Consider the following 14,975-nt stretch of genomic DNA (forward strand, 5'->3'; position numbering starts at 1 on the left):
GTCCGTGTCCGTTATGAAGATCGAGCTCCAGGGCACCGCGGGGCCCGGCGGATGGCCCGTCCGCGGCTGCCGCTGCGCGTCCTGCAACCGGCTGCGGATCGCGGGCGTCAGGTACGAGCCGACCAGCGTGCGGGTGGACGGCGTCCCGCTGGAGGCGTGCGCGCGGCGGGAGGTCCCGGGCGGGTACGAGGCGGACGCCCCGGCGGGCGGGCGGCTCCTCGTCGCCTCCGGGCCGGGCGCGCGGCCCGAGCCGGCGCCGGGCGCGGTGTACGACGCGGTGCTGCTCGACCTCGCCGGGGCGCCGGAGCACCTCGGCCTGCTGCGGAACGCGGGGGCGGTGACGGACATGACGCGGGTCATGGCCGTGCACGTGGACCACCGGGTGCCGTCGGCGGAGGAGCTGGAGCGGCGGCTCGGGTACTGGCGCGGGCCGCTCGCCGGTCCGTACCGGACGCTGCTGCTGGGCGGTTCGCGGTCGGGCAAGTCGGCGGAGGCGGAGTTGCGGCTGATCGCCCAGGGGGACGTGACGTACGTGGCGACGGGCGCGGTCCGCGACGGCGACGCGGAGTGGTCGGCGCGGATCGAGGCGCACCGGCGGCGGCGGCCGTCCTGGTGGCGGACCGTCGAGACGACCGGCCTCGCGGACGTGCTGGCGTCCGCAGAGGGCCCGCTCCTCGTGGACGGCATCGGGACGTGGGTCGCCGCCGTGATGGACGGCGCGGACGCGTGGGACGACCCGTCCCGCGCGGCGTCCCGGATCGACGAGCTGGTCGCGGCGTGGCGCGGCACGTCCGCGCACGTGATCGCGGTGAGCGACGAGGTGGGGCTGTCGCTCGTCCCGGACAACCGGGCGGGCCGCGCGTTCCGCGACGTGCTCGGGACCGTCAACCAGCGGCTGGCCGCCGAGTCCGATGAGGCCGCGCTGGTCGTGGCCGGACGCGTGACGGAGCTGCGGTGAGGCGCCGGACGGGCGGGACAGCCGGGAGGCGCGGGACAGGCTGGACAGCGGTGAGGCGCCGGACGGGCGGGACAGCGGGGCGGCGCGGGACAGTCGGGACAGCGGGGCGGCGCCGGGTCGGCGGGACAACGGGAAGGCACCGGGTCGGCGGGACAGCGGTGAGCCGCGGGACAGGCGGGACAGGCGGGACAGCGGGGAGGCGCGGGACAGGCGGGACAGCGGGGCGGCGCTGGGTCGGCGGGGACTCGGCGGGGTGCCGGCGGGCGGGGGCGCGGTGAGGGGCCGGGGCGGCGGGGGCGCGGCGGGGCGCTGGGGGCGGGGCTGCGGCTGGCGGTCACGCTGCTCACGGTCGTCCCGCTGCCGTTCTCCGGGGAGGCCGGGCGCGGGACCGCGCGGCGCGCCATGGTCTGCGCGCCGGCCGTCGGGCTGATCACGGGCGGGGCCGCGGCCCTGGTGCTGGTGGGCGGGGACCTGGCGGGGCTGTCCCCGCTGCCGCGCGCGGTCCTGGCGGTGGCCGCGACGGCGGCGATCACCCGGGCGCTGCACCTGGACGGGCTCGCGGACCTCGCGGACGGCCTCGGCAGCGGCCGTCCGGCGGACGAGGCGCTCGCCGTCATGAAGCGGTCGGACATCGGGCCGTTCGGCGTCGTGACGCTGGTGCTGACGCTGCTCGTCCAGGCCACCTGCCTCGCCTCGGCCCCGCACGCCGCGACCGCCGCGCTGGTCGCGGGCGTGACGGGGCGGCTGGCGCTGCCGTGGGCGTGCGGGCCGGGCGTGCCGTCCGCGCGGCCGGGCGGTCTCGGCGCGCTGGTCGCCGGGACGGTGCCGCCGCGCGCCGCCGCCGCGGCGACCGCCGTCGTGCTCGTGGCCGCCGTGGCGGCGTACGCGGCCGACGGGCCGGGCGGCGTCGCGCGGGCGCTGGCCGCCGTCGCCGCGGGCGTCGGCGCGGCGCTGCTCCTGCTGCGCCATGCCGTGCGCCGGCTGGGCGGCGTGACCGGCGACGTGCTCGGCGCGCTGGTCGAGACCGCCGCGACCGCCGCGCTGATCGTCCTCGCCGCCCGCCCCTGACCGCCCAGTCGGGCCGCAGGACCGCGCCGGATCAGGCGGCGGAGCGCTCGCGGAGGGAGTTGAGGACGGCGGCGGCGCGCTCGGCGTCGTCCACCGACACCGCGAAGTCGCGGCCGTCGCCGTGGCGGACGACGAGGCATTCGCCGCCGCGCAGCATCACCGTCGTGCCGAGGCCGTTGATCCGGTAGCCCCAGCCCCCGGCCTGGGCGGGCGAACGGTCCTCGGCCCACGCGAGCGAGATCCGGTCCAGCTTGATGCGCCGCACCGGCCGTCCGAACGGCCCGAACGCCACGGCGAGCCCGCGCGCGTCCACGGTCACCCGGACGAACGACAGGGCGAGCCCGACGGCGCCGGTCAGCGGCAGGCACGCCGCGGCGATCGCCGGCGTGCTCCCCGGCACCAGCGAGCCGGGCAGCAGGAGGGCGAGGAGCGTGCCGATCGACCCGCCGACGAGGAGGACGCCGCCGAGCACGACCATCCACGTGCTGCGGACGTACCCGATCCACACCGTGCGCTCCCGGGCGCCGAGGGCGATGCGCGGCGCGTCCTCCGGGGCCGGGGCGGCCTCCGGACCCCGTTCCGGCCCGATCCGGCCGAGCAGCGAGCAGGCGAGCCCGATGGCGGCCGAGCCCGCGATCAGGAGCGCGACGACCGGCCAGCCGATCGTCCCCGCGTCCCGCCAGGTGGACCGGTCCAGGTTGGCGCGCAGCATGGTCGCGAGGACGCCCGCGGTCATCCCCGCCCCGAAGCCGAGCAGGCCCGCCGTCCAGGCCCGCACCGACCGGCGGCCCCACGCCGTCCAGCCGCACAGCAGCGCCACCGCGCAGAACACCATCCACAGCCCGAGGAGGAACCCGAGATTGGCCCCGAACGAGGCGTGCCCGTCGGCCGTCCCGCCACCGCCCCAGTGCGTCGCGAGCGGGTCGGGCAGCCGGTCGCGCAGCGCCAGCGGCGCGACCGGGATCAGCGCGAGCCCGGCGACCGCGGCGAGCGACACGGTGAGGACGAGGGAACGGCGCGAGACGGGGGCCGGGCCGGGGTCCGGACGGGAGGCCATGGGTCACACTCCTTCGATCAGCGCGAGCAGCTCGGCGCGGGTGACGCCCGCCCGCTCGGCGTCGGCGACGAGCGCGCGGACCCGTTGGACCAGGTCGGCGCGCTCGGGACGGGCGGCGACGCGGATCCCGCGGCCCCGCCGGAACTCCAGCAGCCCCTCGTCGCGGAGCCGCCGCAGGGCGCGCAGGACGGTGTTGGGGTTCAGGCCGAGCGCGTCCGCCAGCTCGCGCGCCGGCGGCACGCGGGAGCCGGGCGGCGCCTCCCCGCCGCGATCGCGCGCCGGATCGCGGACGCCACCTGCTCGTGCAGGGGCCGGGGGTCGTCGTCGGCCAGCCTGATCAACATGGTGCCAATGAAACTAGCACCATTAATGCCATCCGGGCGAACGGGGAGAAGGTAAGGCTTGATCCAAAAGGGCGAAACCGGTCACCGGGACGACTAACATCAGAGCACGTGACGAGCATCAGCCTTGACAGCGCAGCCCCGGCCACCCTCGACGTCGACGCCATCGTGATCGGGGTCTCCCCCGGCGACTCCGGGGCCCGCCCGGCAGCGGGCGCCGAGGACCTCGACAAGGCCCTCGGCGGACGGCTCGCCGAAGGGCTGCGGGCACTCGGCGCGACCGGCAAGGCCGGCGAGGTCACCAAGCTGCCGACGCTCGGCGCGATCCCCGCGCGGGTGGTCGTGGCCGTCGGGCTCGGCGACGACCCCGACGACGAGGCCGTACGGCGCGCGGCGGGCGCGGGCGTGCGGGCGCTGGCCGGCTCGGCCAAGGTCGCCGTGGCGCTGCCCGGCGGCGTGGAGGCCGTCGCCCTCGGCGCCCTGCTCGGCAACTACAGCTTCGGCGCGTACCGCACGGGCGAGAAGAAGGACCCGGTCGGCGAGCTGCGCGTCCTCGGCTCCGACGCCGCCGCCGTCGAGCGGGCGACGGTCCTCGCCGAGTCGATCAACCTGGTCCGCGACCTGGTCAACACCCCGCCGTCCGACCTGGTCCCCGAGGACCTCGCCGGCACCGCCGCCCGGGTCGCCGAGGAGACCGGCCTCGCCGTCGAGGTGCTCGACGAGAAGGCCCTGGTGGACGGCGGCTACGGCGGCATCGCGGGCGTCGGGCAGGGCTCGGCCAACCCGCCGCGGCTGGTCCGCCTCGCCTACACCCACCCGAAGGCGGCCAAGACGCTCGCGCTCGTGGGCAAGGGCATCACGTTCGACTCGGGCGGCCTATCGCTGAAGCCCGCCGACTCGATGGACTGGATGAAGTCCGACATGGGCGGCGCCGCCGCGGTGCTCGGCGCCCTGCGCGCGATCGCCAAGATCGGCCCCGAGGTCAACGTGGTCGGCTACCTCGCGATCGCCGAGAACATGCCGTCCGGCAGCGCGCAGCGCCCCTCCGACGTGCTGCGGATCTACGGCGGCAAGACCGTCGAGGTGCTCAACACCGACGCCGAGGGCCGCCTGGTCATGGCCGACGCGATCGTCCGCGCGACCGAGGACGACCCCGACCTCATCGTGGACGTCGCGACGCTGACCGGCGCGCAGCTCGTCGCGCTCGGCGCCCGGACCGCCGGGGTCATGGCCAACGACGACGACGTTCGTGAGAAGGTTGTCTCGGCTGCCGACCGCGCCGGCGAGGCGTCGTGGGGGATGCCGCTGCCCGCGGAGCTGCGCAAGGGGCTCGACTCCGCGGTGGCCGACATCGCCAACATCAGCGGCGAGCGCTGGGGCGGCATGCTGGTCGCGGGCGTGTTCCTCAAGGAGTTCGTGCCGGACGGGGTGCGCTGGGCCCACCTCGACATCGCCGGCCCGGCCTTCCACAAGGGCGAGCCCTACGGGTACACCCCCAAGGGCGGCACCGGAGCGGCGACACGTACGTTGGTCCAGGTCGCCGAGGATCTGGCGGCGGGGATTCTGTAGCGGCCTCCCGGTGTTCCCGGGTAGGAGAAGTGAAGAGGTTTCTCGTGGCGGCGGGGGCCCGGCACCGGTGCGACCCGCCCCGCCCAAGGCGCCCCGACGGCGCGAATAACGGGAGAGGGAGCGTCCAGTGGCCAACAGCGGCCCCTTCGACATCGTGGTCCTAGGTGGTGGCAGCGGCGGGTACGCGTGCGCGCTGCGCGCGGCCGAGCTCGGCAAGTCGGTCGCGCTGGTCGAGCGCGACAAGCTCGGCGGCACGTGCCTCAACCGCGGCTGCATCCCGACCAAGGCCCTGCTGCACGCCGCCGAGATCGCCGACCAGTCCCGCGACGCGGCGGCGTTCGGCGTCAAGGTCGCCTACGAGGGCATCGACGTGGCGGGCGTCAACGCCTACAAGGACAGGGTCGTCACGACGACCGTGAAGGGCCTGACCGGGCTGATCCGGTCCAAGGGCATCGAGGTGATCGAGGGCGACGGCCGGCTGGCCGGCCCGACGACCGTCGAGGTCACCGGCCCGGACGGGGCCCGCACCGTGGAGGGGCGGCACATCGTGCTCGCCACCGGGTCCGCGCCGCGGTCGCTGCCCGGCCTGGAGATCGACGGCGAGCGCGTGATCTCCAGCGATCACGCGCTCAAGCTGGAGCACGTCCCCGGCACGGTCGTCGTCCTCGGCGGCGGCGTGATCGGCGTCGAGTTCGCCAGCGTCTGGCGCTCGTTCGGCGCCGAGGTCACGATCGTCGAGGCGCTCCCGCACCTGCTGCCGCTGGAGGAGGAGTCGAGCTCCAAGCGGCTGGAGCGCGCGTTCCGCAAGCGCGGCATCAAGTACGAGCTCGGCACGCGGTTCGAGAGCGCCAAGCCGACGCAGGGCGGCGTCGCGGTCACCCTGGAGGGCGGCAAGACCATCGACGCCGAGCTGCTGCTCGTCGCGGTCGGCCGCGGCCCGGTCTCCGACGGGATCGGCCTCGCCGAGGCGGGCGTCGAGACCGAGCGCGGCTTCGTCAAGGTGGACGAGCTGTGCCGTACGAGCGTCCCCACCATCTCCGCCGTCGGCGACCTGATCCCGACCCCGCAGCTCGCCCACGTCGGCTTCGCCGAGGGCATCCTCGTCGCCGAACGGCTCGGCGGGCTCACCCCCGCCCCGATCGACTACGACGGCGTGCCCCGCATCACCTACTCCGACCCCGAGGTCGCGTCGGTCGGCATCACGACCGCCACCGCCCGGGAGCGCGGGTACGAGACCCACGAGGTCACCTACGACCTGGCCGGCAACCCCCGCAGCAAGATCCTGGGGACGCAGGGCGAGGTCAAGGTGATCGCGGCCGTGGACGGACCCGTCCTCGGCATCCACATGGTCGGCGCGCGGGTCGGCGAGCTCATCGCGGAGGGCCAGCTCATCTACAACTGGGAGGCCCTGCCCGGCGAGGTCGCCCAGCTCATCCACCCCCACCCGACCCAGTCCGAGGCCGTCGGCGAGGCACACCTCGCGCTCGCCGGCAAGCCACTGCACGTGCACGGCTGAACGCCGCACGCTTCATCTAGAAATTCCGAAGGAGTCGCTGAGAGCCATGCCGGTCTCCGTCACCATGCCCCAGCTCGGTGAGAGCGTTACCGAGGGCACCGTCACCCGCTGGTTGAAGAAGGAGGGTGAGCGCGTCGAGACCGACGAGCCGCTTCTCGAAGTGTCGACCGACAAGGTCGACACCGAGATCCCTTCGCCCGCGTCCGGCGTTCTGACCAGCATCACCGTCGCCGAGGACGAGACCGTCGAGGTCGGCGCCGAGCTCGCCATCATCGGCGACGAGGGCGACGCGCCGTCCGGCGGCGCGCCCGCGGCCGAGCAGGCCCCGCCGCAGGAGCAGGCGGCGCCCGAGCCGGAGCAGGCCCCGGCCGAGCAGCCGCCCGCGCCCGCCGCGCCCGCCGCCGAGCAGGCCCCGCCGCCCGCCGCGTGGCCGCCGCCCGCCGCGCAGCCGCAGGCGCCCGCCCAGCCGCAGGCCGCCCAGCCGCAGGCGGCCCCGGCGCAGCAGCAGGCCCCGCAGCCGCCGGCCCCGGCGCCCGCCGCGCAGCCGCAGGCCGCCGCCCAGGCGCCCGCCCCGTCCGGCGACGGCCCGTACGTGACGCCGCTCGTCCGCAAGCTCGCCGCCGAGCACAACGTCGACCTGTCCTCGGTCGAGGGCACCGGCGTCGGCGGCCGCATCCGCAAGCAGGACGTCCTGGAGGCCGCCCGCGCCGCCCAGGCCGCCCAGCAGCAGGCGGCGCAGCAGCAGGCGGCGCCCGCGCCGCAGGCCCCGGCCCCGGCGGCGGCTCCGGCCGCTCCCGCCCAGGCCGCGCGCCCGGCGCCGTCCGCGCCGCCGGCCGCCCCGGCCGAGCAGGCCGCGCTGCGCGGCAAGACCGAGAAGATGACCCGCATCCGGCAGACGATCGCCCGCCGCATGGTCGAGTCGCTCCAGGTCTCCGCGCAGCTCACCAGCGTGGTCGAGGTGGACATCACCAAGATCGCGCGGCTGCGGGACCGGGCCAGGGCCGACTTCCAGGCCCGCGAGGGCGTCAAGCTGTCGTTCCTGCCGTTCTTCGCGCTCGCCACGGTCGAGGCCCTCAAGGTCCACCCGAAGCTGAACGCGGTGATCGACAGCGAGACCAACGAGGTCACCTACCACGACGTGGAGAACCTCGGGATGGCCGTCGACGTGCCCGAGCGGGGCCTGATGGTCCCGGTCGTCCACAACGCCGGGCAGCTCAACCTGGGCGGCCTCGCCCAGCGCATCGCCGACCTCGCCGAGCGGACCCGCACCAACAAGGTCAGCCCGGACGAGCTCGCGGGCGGCACGTTCACGCTGACCAACACCGGCAGCAGGGGCGCGCTGTTCGACACCCCGATCCTCAACCAGCCGCAGGTCGGCATGCTCGCGACGGGCGCGGTCGTCAAGCGCCCCGCGGTCATCGACGACCCGGAGCTGGGCGAGGTCATCGCGGTCCGGTCGATGATGTACCTGGCGCTGACCTACGACCACCGCCTGATCGACGGCGCGGACGCCGCGCGCTTCCTCGCCACGATCAAGCACCGCCTGGAGGAGGGCAACTTCGAGGCCGAACTCGGCCTCTGACCCACCCCCAGCACACCACGCGACCCCGCCGCCCCTCCGGGACGGCGGGGTCCCGCGTTTCAGACCCCCACTCCCCCGACCGCCGCCCGTTCGTTCCCCCGCCCCCGCCGCCCGCTCCCTTGCCGCCCCGCCTCCGCTCCCCGCCGCCCGGCGACCGTCCACCACCCGGCAACAGAGCCCGCCGCCGTCCCCGCCCGGCGGCCGATCTCACCTCCCGCACCCGCTCCTCACACCGCCCGCTAACGGTCCCGGCAGCCGCTCTTGCCCGCCCGGCGACAGGTCTCCGCCCCCGTCCCCGTCCGGCGGCCGAACTGCGGCCCGCACCCGCTCCTCGCACCGCCCCTCCGGCCCTCCGGCCCTCCGGCTAACGGCCCTCCGGCTGCCGGCCCTCGCCCGCCCGGCGACAGGTCCCCGCCCCCATCCCCCGTCCCCGCCCGGCGGGTGGTCTCGCGCCCCGCACCCGCTCTCCGCACCGTCCCTCCCGCCTCCGACCAGCGGTCCCCGGCGGCCGTTCCGCGCCGTTCCGGGCCGGTCCGGGCCGGTCCGGGCCGGTCCGGCGCTGGGCGGGCCCGGTTCGGGCCAAGGGGTGTTCATATCTCGCCCAAGATCAACGCGCGGGTCCCCCCGCGGGGTACCTCCGGCGGTAACGGACACGAGGGGGAGCCATGTGGACGACGGCGCACCTGGCGGCGGACGCCCCGTTGAAGATCAACTGGGCCGAGATGCCGACCTACAACACGATCATGGCGGTCGCCGCGGGCGCCGGGCTGCTGCTCACGGTGGAGCTCGGCCGCCGCCTGGTCGCCCCCCGCGCGGTCCTGCACACCGAGGGCTGGGCGCTGGCGTACGGGGTGCTAGGCACGATCCTCACCCTGACCGGCCTGCACATGACCCTGACGTGGCCGCTCGCCGCGGGCGGCTTCCCGTTCGACAACATCATCTTCGGGGAGCCGGCGCTGGCGTTCGGCGTGCTGATGCTGTTCGCGGCGCTGCTGCTGTGGAAGCGCGGCAAGCTCCTGGAGGAGAGCCCGGACCGGCCCGCCCACGTGAAGGGGCTCGCGGGCCCGATCTCGATCTTCATCCTCGGGATGGGCCTCGCCTGCTTCGCCATCGCCGCCGCCGGCCTGTGGTACGAGCTGTTCGCCGCCCCCGAGCAGGAGCCGATCTCGGGCCTGCTCTCGGGCCACCCCATGATCGAGGCGACGTTCATCTCGCTCCTGTACGCCCTGGTGGGCGTCGGAGCCGTCCTGTTCCCGGCGGCCCTCAACACGCCGGCCGGCCCCATCATCAGGGCCGTCGGCATCTGCTGGGCCGTCGCGGGCGCCCTCTTCCTGATCTTCGGCGCACTCAACTACTTCACCCACATCGGCCTCATCGTCAACACCATGTGACAACGGGCCGAAACGCGCGGGTCAGGAGAGGGTGGGGGGCCGGCGGTCGGAGACGGTGTAGGCGGTCGCGGCGGTGACGGCCGCTGCGCCGAGTACGGCGGGCCAGGCGCCGACCTTCTTGGCGAGGGGGTGCGAGCCGCCGAAGCCCGCGAGGTAGACGGTGAGCAGCGCGGCCGCGCCCTTGGGGCCGGACGTGCGGGCCCACTCCCTCGCGCAGTAGGCGCCCGCCCCGGCGAGGACCGCGCCGCCGAGCGGGCGGCGGCGGGTGAAGCGGGCGGTGGCGTACCCGCCGACGAGTCCGGCGGCGGCCACGGCGGCGGTGGGGATCTTCGACATGCCCTGGAGGCTACACACCCTAGGGTGGGGCCATGAACGTGACCGTGTCGGGTTCGTCGGGGCTCATCGGAACGGCGCTGGTGCGGGCGCTGCGCGCGGACGGGCACCAGGTCGTCCGGCTGGTACGGGGCGAGCCGGACGGGCCGGACGAGGCCCGCTGGGACCCGTACGGGCACGTCGACCCGGCGGCCGTGGAGAGCGCCGACGCGGTCGTGCACCTGGCGGGCGCCCCGATCGGGCGCAGGTGGACGCCCGCCTTCAAGCGCAAGGCCCGCGACAGCCGCGTGCTGGGCACGCGGACGCTGGCCGAGGCGATCGCCGCTGCCGACCGGAGGCCGGACGTGTTCGTCTCCGGGTCGGCGATCGGCTACTACGGCGACACCGGCGACCGCGAGACCGGCGAGGACGCCCCGCTGGGCGGCGGGTTCCTCGCCGGGCTCGTCCGCGACTGGGAGGCCGCCGCCGCGCCCGCCGCCGACGCCGGGGTACGGGTCGTCCACCCGCGGACGGGCATCGTGCTGTCGCGCAACGGCGGGATGCTCGGGCAGATCCTGCCCCTGTTCAAGCTCGGCCTCGGCGGGAGGCTCGGCGACGGGCGGCAGTGGACGAGCTGGATCTCCCTGCACGACGAGGTCGCCGCGCTCCGGTTCCTCATCGACAACGACCTGGACGGCCCGGTCAACCTGACCGCGCCCGAACCCGTGACCAACGCCGAGTTCACGCGCGCTCTCGGAAAGGCGCTCGGGCGCCCGGCGGTGCTGCCCGTACCGCGCGCGGCCCTGAAACTGGCGCTCGGGGAGTTCGCGGACGAGGGGCCGCTGATCAGCCAGCGGGTCGTTCCGCACCGCTTGCAGAAGGCGGGCTTCCGCTTCACGACGGACCTGGAAACCGCCCTCGGCGGATGAATCCCAAGAAACGTCAAAGTGAGGCCCGATCCCGACCGGTAGCCATACGGTGACGGTGAGCATCGGCGCATGGGCAAGGGTCACGCGAGCAAGGGAGCGCAAAAGATGAGCACCGACGGCCAGCCGCACATCCTCGCCATCGGCGGCGGGACGTTCGTCCCGGACGGGCGGGAGGGCCTCGCGCCGAGCCCCCTGCTGCGCTACGCGCTCGACCTCACCGGGCAGGACCGGCCGCGCCTGTGCTTCCTGACCACCGCCGTCGGCGACGGCGCCGAGTACATCGCGCGGTTCTACGCCGGTTTCGCCAAGCTGGACGCCGAGATCAGCCACGTCGCGCTGTTCCCGATGCCCAACGTCAACGACATGCGCGCGCACCTGCTCGCCCAGGACATCATCTACGTGTCCGGCGGCAGCGTCGCCAACCTGCTCGCCCTCTGGCGGCTGCACGGGGTGGACGACATCATGCGCGAGGCGTGGCGGGCGGGCGTCGTGCTGTCCGGGCAGAGCGCGGGCGCGCTGTGCTGGCACGTGGGCGGCAACACCGACTCGTACGGCCCGCAGCTCCGCCCCCTCGACGACGGCCTCGGGATCCTGCCGTACTCGTGCGGCGTGCACTACGACAGCGACCCGCAGCGCCGCCCCCTGCTCCAGCAGCTCGTCGGCGAGGGCTCGCTGCCGGGCGGGTACGCGGCGGACGAGGCCGTGGGCCTGCACTACGTGGGCACCGAGTTCGTCCAGGCCGTGTCGTACCGCAAGGACGCGGGCGCCTACCGGATCGAGCCCGACGGGAACGGCTCCGCCAAGGAGAGCCGCCTCGAACCCCGCCTCCTCGCCTCCCTGTAGCCCCCGTTCGGCGCTCCCACCGGGGGCGCTCTGGCCATGCGCCGAACGAGGCATAAGCTGGCCGGGTGAGTGACGTAGACGTACGCGAGGCGGGCGCGCCCCCCGAACCGCCCCCCGCCCTCGGCATCGAGCGGCTGGTGATCGTGCACGCGGGCTTCGGGACCGCGGCGGTGCCGTACGAGGAGGGCTGGGACCTCCAGCGGCGCACGCACGAACTCCGCGCCGACGACCAGATCCCCGACACCGTGCTGCTGATGGAGCACCAGGCCGTCTACACGGCGGGCAAGCGCACCGAGGCCCTCGACCGGCCGCTCGGCGACGCGGGCGCCCCCGTGGTGGACGTGGACCGCGGCGGCAAGATCACCTGGCACGGCCCCGGGCAGCTCACCGGCTACCCGATCCTGCGGCTGCCCGATCCCGTGGACGTCGTGGCGTACGTGCGGCTGCTGGAGCGGATGATGATGGCGGTCTGCGCCGACCTCGGCCTGGAGACCACCACCGTCGAGGGCCGCAGCGGCCTGTGGGTGCCCGGCGCCCCGACCGCAAGATCGGCTCGATCGGCATCCGGGTGTCGCGCGGCGTGACGATGCACGGCTTCCAGCTCAACTGCGACAACGACATGGACTGGTTCGACCGGATCGTTCCGTGCGGGATCCGGGACGCGGGCTCGACGAACCTCGTCCGCGAGCTCGGCCGCCCCGTCCCGGTCGCCGAGGTCACCCCCCTGGTCGAACGCCACCTGGCCGGCATCCTCGGCGCCACCGAGACCCTCCACCGCACCAAGGCCCAACTAGGCGTCTAACCCGTCCCGCCACACCCACGACACCCGCGGCCCCGGCGGCCGAGCGCACCCCGCCCGGCACGCCCGCGCGCGCCCGCTCGCCGCGCAAGTCGGTCATGCCCGCGCCGCGCCTCCACTTGCACGGGGCGCGATCCCGCTTGCACGGGGCCACGATCTCGCCTGCACGGGGGGCGAGCTCTCGCCTGCGCAGGGCCGGGCTCTCGCGTGTGCGGGCGCGGGCTCGGGGGGTGGGTCAGGGGGTCTCGGACATGGTCTTGTAGATGGGCTGGCCTTCGGTGGCGGCGGCGGCGAAGAGGCGGGTCAGGGCCGTGTAGGCGGGTTCGAGGACGCGGTCGCGGGCGCGCAGGTCGAGGTGGCCGGCGTCCTGGACGCCCGCGTTGACCATCGCGGCGGGGTCGAAGCGGGCGGCCACGGCGCGGAACGGGGTGCCGGCCAGGTGGTCGGCGCAGAGCTTGACGCGGTCGGGCGCCAGGTAGATCACGTCCGCGCCCAGTTCCTCGGAGCCGTCCTCGGTGAGCAGCCGGCCGCCGCACACGACGTCGCAGCCGGGCTCCGGGCCGTCCCACGGGTCCCCGGTGATCAGATAGTGCAGCGCCTGCCACGCGCCGCCGAGGTCGAGGAGCTCGCCGGGGGGCCGCCCGCGCCAGGCCGGGTCGCCGAAGACCCGGCGGGCGATCCGGGCGGGATCGTGCTCCCCGTCGAGCTCCGGCGGCACCCTGAGGTACGACATTCCCAGACCCACGGCGGCCCTCCTGCGCGAACTGTGGAGCGTGACGACAGGGAGTCACCCTAAAGAGATCCACTGCTACGGAGGGTGGAAACGCGGGAATAAGCACACCGTATGCCGCGCGACGGGCGGTTTCCGGCCGATGTGCCGACCCCGATCAACGCGACGTACCCTGAACGGGTGACGACGGTGACACCTGAGGGGCGCAAGCTCCTGCGCATTGAGGCCCGGAACAGCCAGACCCCCATCGAGAAGAAGCCGGAGTGGATCAAGACCCGGCTGAAGATGGGGCCGCAGTACCGGGAGCTCATCGGCCTCGTGAAGAGCGAGGGTTTGCATACGGTGTGTCAGGAGGCGGCGTGTCCCAATATTTTCGAGTGTTGGGAGGACCGTGAGGCCACGTTCCTGATCGGTGGGGACCAGTGCACGCGGCGCTGCGATTTCTGCAACATCGACACCGGCAAGCCCGCGGCGCTCGACCGCGATGAGCCGCGGCGGGTGGCCGAGTCGGTGGCGGCGATGGGCCTGCGGTACGCCACCGTGACCGGGGTGGCCCGCGACGACCTGGACGACGGCGGGGCGTGGCTGTACGCCGAGACCGTCCGCCAGATCCACGCCCTGCTGCCCGGCTGCGGGGTGGAACTGCTGATCCCCGACTTCAACGCCGACCCCGCCCAGCTCGCCGAGGTGTTCTCCGCCCGCCCCCAGGTACTGGCGCACAACGTGGAGACGGTGCCGCGGATCTTCAAGCGGATCCGCCCCGGGTTCCGCTACGAACGCTCCCTGGAGGTCATCACCCGCGCCCGCCAAGCGGGCCTGGTCACCAAGTCCAACCTGATCCTGGGCCTGGGCGAGACCCGCGCCGAGATCTCCGCCGCCCTGCGCGACCTGCACACCGCGGGCTGCGAACTGATCACCATCACCCAGTACCTGCGCCCCACCCCCCGCCACCACCCCGTCGAACGCTGGGTCAAACCCCACGAGTTCATCGAACTCAAAGACGAAGCCGACCAGATCGGCTACACCGGCGTCATGTCCGGCCCCCTGGTCCGCTCCAGCTACCGCGCCGGCCGCCTCTACCAACAAGCAATCCAAGCCCGCCAGGGGTGAACGTTCGAGGGGTACGACACGACTATCCTTGAGAACATGTCGAAAAAGCCCACGGACGGGGCCCAGGAGCGTCCGGGCCGTTTCAAGCAGATCCGCATGGTCGCCCAGGTGCTCCGCCAGGCCGACCCGAAGGCCCTGCCGATCGTGTTCGCGTCCGCGATCGGCACCCTGGTCGTCGTCATCCTCATCGGGCTGCTCATCGGCCAGCTCTGGTTCTTCATCCCGCTCGGCGTCCTCGCCGCGTTCGCGGTCGGCATGATCGTCTTCGGGCAGCTCGCGCAGCGCGCCCAGTACAAGGTGATCGCCGGGCAGCCGGGCGCCGCCGCCGCGATCCTGAAGAACATGCGCGGCGGCTGGACGGTGACCGAGGCGGTCAGCGGCAACCGCAACCTCGACATGGTGCACCGCGCGGTCGGCCGCCCCGGCGTGATCCTGGTCTCCGAGGGCCCGCGCAGCCGCGTCGGCCCGCTGCTCGGCGCGGAGAAGAAGCGCATCTCCCGCGCCGCCCAGCAGGTGCCGATCTATGACGTCCAGGTCGGCGACGACGAGGGCCAGATCCCGGTGGGCAAGCTCCAGCGCCACCTGATGAAGCTGCCCCGCAACCTCACCAAGGGCCAGGTCTCCGAGCTGAACGACCGGCTCCAGGCCCTGCCCCGTTCGATGCAGATGCCGAAGGGCCCGATGCCGAAGGGCGCCCGGATGCCGAAGGGCCCGAAGCCGAAGACCCGCTGACCCTTTTCCGGCCCCCGGGCCCGGTCCCGTCCCCGGCC

Annotated in this window: 15 protein-coding genes and 1 pseudogene; 11 read left to right on the top strand and 5 right to left on the bottom strand. The window is 74.7% G+C overall.

Annotation, left to right across the window (positions count from 1 at the left end):
- The first annotated feature begins 13 nt into the window (after positions 1–13).
- Together GEV43_RS01930 and GEV43_RS01935 are read left to right on the top strand one after the other, a co-directional pair.
- Positions 14–958, top strand: a complete 945-nt coding sequence (locus tag GEV43_RS01930) for a bifunctional adenosylcobinamide kinase/adenosylcobinamide-phosphate guanylyltransferase (RefSeq protein WP_160824231.1) — start codon at positions 14–16, stop codon at positions 956–958.
- Positions 959–1,297: 339 nt separating this feature from the next.
- Complete coding sequence (locus tag GEV43_RS01935; RefSeq protein ID WP_375539077.1) at positions 1,298–2,026, top strand: adenosylcobinamide-GDP ribazoletransferase; 729 nt, start codon at positions 1,298–1,300, stop codon at positions 2,024–2,026.
- 31 nt (positions 2,027–2,057) lie between these two features.
- Here the strand turns inward: GEV43_RS01935 and GEV43_RS01940 are convergent, their stop codons facing one another.
- The 3 genes from GEV43_RS01940 to GEV43_RS49145 are packed head-to-tail and all read right to left on the bottom strand — an operon-like array spanning position 2,058 to position 3,427.
- Complete coding sequence (locus GEV43_RS01940) at positions 2,058–3,083, bottom strand: DUF1648 domain-containing protein (protein WP_160819223.1); 1,026 nt, start codon at positions 3,081–3,083, stop codon at positions 2,058–2,060.
- A 3-nt stretch (positions 3,084–3,086) separates the two neighbouring features.
- Positions 3,087–3,323 carry a GntR family transcriptional regulator gene (locus tag GEV43_RS49140; protein ID WP_309239400.1) on the bottom strand — a complete coding sequence of 79 codons (237 nt, stop codon included), beginning with the start codon at positions 3,321–3,323 and terminating at the stop codon, positions 3,087–3,089.
- Positions 3,284–3,427 carry a hypothetical protein gene (locus GEV43_RS49145; RefSeq protein ID WP_241682739.1) on the bottom strand — a complete coding sequence of 48 codons (144 nt, stop codon included), beginning with the start codon at positions 3,425–3,427 and terminating at the stop codon, positions 3,284–3,286. The genes GEV43_RS49140 and GEV43_RS49145 overlap by 40 nt, the downstream gene beginning before the upstream one ends.
- 108 nt (positions 3,428–3,535) lie before the next feature.
- Between GEV43_RS49145 and GEV43_RS01950 the strand changes: the two genes are divergently transcribed.
- The 4 genes from GEV43_RS01950 (at position 3,536) to GEV43_RS01965 (ending at position 9,482) form a co-directional block, all read left to right on the top strand.
- Positions 3,536–4,993, top strand: coding sequence for a leucyl aminopeptidase (locus GEV43_RS01950; RefSeq protein WP_160819224.1), 1,458 nt, complete (start codon positions 3,536–3,538; stop codon positions 4,991–4,993).
- Between the two features lie 127 nt (positions 4,994–5,120).
- Entirely contained in the window at positions 5,121–6,509 is a 1,389-nt protein-coding gene (gene lpdA / locus GEV43_RS01955) for a dihydrolipoyl dehydrogenase (protein ID WP_160819225.1), read from the top strand.
- Between the two features lie 46 nt (positions 6,510–6,555).
- Positions 6,556–8,091: a 2-oxoglutarate dehydrogenase, E2 component, dihydrolipoamide succinyltransferase gene (gene sucB, locus GEV43_RS01960; protein ID WP_160819226.1), complete on the top strand. Its 1,536-nt coding sequence runs from the start codon at positions 6,556–6,558 to the stop codon at positions 8,089–8,091.
- A gap of 665 nt (positions 8,092–8,756) precedes the next feature.
- On the top strand, positions 8,757–9,482 hold the full coding sequence (locus tag GEV43_RS01965; RefSeq protein ID WP_160819227.1) for a DUF981 family protein: 726 nt from the start codon (positions 8,757–8,759) through the stop codon (positions 9,480–9,482).
- A gap of 21 nt (positions 9,483–9,503) precedes the next feature.
- Here GEV43_RS01965 and GEV43_RS01970 read toward each other — a convergent pair whose 3' ends face one another.
- A complete protein-coding gene (locus tag GEV43_RS01970) occupies positions 9,504–9,818 on the bottom strand; it encodes a hypothetical protein (RefSeq protein ID WP_160819228.1) in 315 nt (104 codons plus the stop codon).
- Positions 9,819–9,850: 32 nt separating this feature from the next.
- Here GEV43_RS01970 and GEV43_RS01975 point away from each other — a divergent pair, with 32 nt between their 5' ends.
- The 3 genes and pseudogenes from GEV43_RS01975 (at position 9,851) to lipB (ending at position 12,368) form a co-directional block, all read left to right on the top strand.
- The gene (locus GEV43_RS01975) at positions 9,851–10,723 is read left to right on the top strand and encodes a TIGR01777 family oxidoreductase (RefSeq protein ID WP_160819229.1); all 873 of its coding nucleotides are present in this window, start codon (positions 9,851–9,853) and stop codon (positions 10,721–10,723) included.
- Between the two features lie 105 nt (positions 10,724–10,828).
- A complete protein-coding gene (locus GEV43_RS01980) occupies positions 10,829–11,566 on the top strand; it encodes a peptidase E (protein ID WP_160819230.1) in 738 nt (245 codons plus the stop codon).
- A 125-nt stretch (positions 11,567–11,691) separates the two neighbouring features.
- A pseudogene (gene lipB, locus GEV43_RS01985) lies at positions 11,692–12,368 on the top strand (lipoyl(octanoyl) transferase LipB).
- 232 nt (positions 12,369–12,600) lie between these two features.
- Here lipB and GEV43_RS01990 read toward each other — a convergent pair.
- Positions 12,601–13,110 carry a DUF1877 family protein gene (locus tag GEV43_RS01990; protein WP_160819231.1) on the bottom strand — a complete coding sequence of 170 codons (510 nt, stop codon included), beginning with the start codon at positions 13,108–13,110 and terminating at the stop codon, positions 12,601–12,603.
- Positions 13,111–13,275: 165 nt separating this feature from the next.
- On the opposite strand from GEV43_RS01990, the gene lipA reads away from it, so the two are divergent.
- Both lipA and GEV43_RS02000 read left to right on the top strand, forming a co-directional pair.
- Complete coding sequence (gene lipA / locus GEV43_RS01995; RefSeq protein ID WP_160819232.1) at positions 13,276–14,205, top strand: lipoyl synthase; 930 nt, start codon at positions 13,276–13,278, stop codon at positions 14,203–14,205.
- 36 nt (positions 14,206–14,241) lie between these two features.
- The gene (locus tag GEV43_RS02000; protein WP_160819233.1) at positions 14,242–14,937 is read left to right on the top strand and encodes a DUF4191 domain-containing protein; all 696 of its coding nucleotides are present in this window, start codon (positions 14,242–14,244) and stop codon (positions 14,935–14,937) included.
- Positions 14,938–14,975 lie beyond the last annotated feature (38 nt).

It is taken from the genome of Actinomadura sp. J1-007 (genome assembly GCF_009793335.1).
Classification (GTDB): Bacteria; Actinomycetota; Actinomycetes; order Streptosporangiales; family Streptosporangiaceae; genus Spirillospora; species Spirillospora yumaensis.